The 1,890-nt window shown below is 51.7% G+C and carries 1 protein-coding gene; it reads left to right on the top strand.

Translation table 11 applies throughout. The features are described 5' to 3' along the window. Positions 1 to 407: 407 nt before the first annotated feature. Entirely contained in the window at positions 408 to 1,823 is a 1,416-nt protein-coding gene (ltrA, locus tag FGQ86_RS16065) for a group II intron reverse transcriptase/maturase (protein WP_033126202.1), read from the top strand. Positions 1,824 to 1,890 lie beyond the last annotated feature (67 nt).

Below are 1,890 nucleotides of genomic sequence, written 5' to 3' on the forward strand. Positions count from 1 at the left end.
TTTGTGTGCCCGGCGGGCACACGTTCTAACGGGTGAAAGTCCCTGACCCGCCCGGCAGTGGGAAGGGTGCAGCTAATGGCAAGGGCGTCATCGTGAGGTGGGGTCTGAAGGAAGCCGGAGGCAAACCACTGGCCTGTAAAAGTTGTCCGGATAGGCTGTAAAGCGTGGATGAGGTTGCAAACCAAACTAAAGTCCAATAACTGCACGGAACGCCAACAGTAAACGGGGCAGGTATAAGTGGGAAAGAGCGTGTGAGTACCCGGGGAGGTCTCATGAACATGGCAAAGACGATATAACGTTCGTTGTCATGGAGTAAAGCTTGCCATGAGAAGTCAGCAGAAGTCATAGTACCGGAACAGCTATAGATGTCCCGGGAAGGACGGAACAGTAGGAGGTGCCATTTCCAAATGGAAACCGGACATGGAATTAAGTACAGACAACTTCATATTGAAGACTACCTGAGAGAGATACCTGCGGAACAGGGAAGGGGAACAGGAGTGTACGTCCATGAATGGATTACCGGGAACCCTGACACCAACACGGACTTTTGGACGGACAACCTGCTTGATACGATACTCAGGAGCGACAACCTGAATGCCGCATACAAGAGAGTGAAAGCAAACAGAGGGTCAGGGGGAATGGATGGGATGCAGGTGGATGAACTTCTGCCCTACCTGAAAGACCACCGGGACGAACTGGTCAGGCAGCTGAGGGAGGGGAAGTACAAACCCAACCCCGTCCGAAGGGTAGAAATACCCAAAGAAGAGGGAAACAAAGTCAGGAAGCTGGGAATTCCAACTGTGGTCGACCGGATGATACAACAGGCGATAGCGCAGGAACTGACGCCTATTTATGAGGAACAGTTTTCGGATAACAGCTACGGCTTCCGGCCAGGCAGGAGCGCACAGGACGCACTGGCAAAGTGCAGAGAGTATGTGGATGAAGGATACGCCTACGCAATCAGTATGGACTTGCAGTCCTATTTTGATACCGTAAACCACAGCAAACTGATAGAGGTGCTGTCGAGGACGATCAAGGATGGACGAGTAGTCTCGCTGATACACAAGTACCTGAAGGCCGGGGTAATGGAAGACGGAGGATTTCGTGCGACAACCGAGGGGGTGCCCCAGGGAGGCCCCTTAAGCCCGCTGTGTGGAAATGTCATGTTGAACGAGCTGGACAAGGAACTGGAACACAGAGGCCATAAGTTCGTGAGATATGCGGATGACTGCATCATCCTATGCAAGAGCCGGAAAAGCGCAGAAAGAACGCTGGAGCACATCATCCCATTTATAACGGGAAAGCTGTACCTGAAAGTCAACCTTGAGAAAACGACAGTGAGTCACATCAGCAAAGTGAAGTACCTTGGATACGGTTTCTACCGAAACAAAGGAAGATGCCGTATGCGGGTACACCCCAGGTCAATCAGGAAGATGAAGGACCATCTGAGGGAATTGACAGTGAGAGGAAACAAGTGGAGCAACCCGGAGAGAGAGGAGAAGCTCAGGAGATATACGACTGGGTGGATAAACTACTACCGGTATGCGGACATGAAGAGACTGATGGAGGACACAGACGAATGGCTCCGCCGCAGGATACGGGCGGTGTACTGGAAACAATGGAAAAGAGTGCGAACGAGGTATAAAATGCTTCGTGCACTCCATCTGCCGGAGTGGCAAGTGCATAAACTGTCAAACTGTCGGAAGGGGACATGGAGGGCGGCGGAGATGCTGAACTCTGTGCTCACCAAGACGATAATAGTGGACAGACTCGGATACCCATCCATGACTGCCCACTATCTGAAAGTACGCGTAAACTATTGAACCGCGTAGTACTGAACGGTACGCTACGTGGTGTGGAAGGGGAGGGTCAAATCTCCCCTATCCGATT

The organism is Clostridium sp. BSD2780061688st1 H5 (assembly GCF_005845155.1).
In the GTDB taxonomy this organism is placed as follows: Bacteria; Bacillota; Clostridia; order Lachnospirales; family Lachnospiraceae; genus Claveliimonas; species Claveliimonas intestinigallinarum.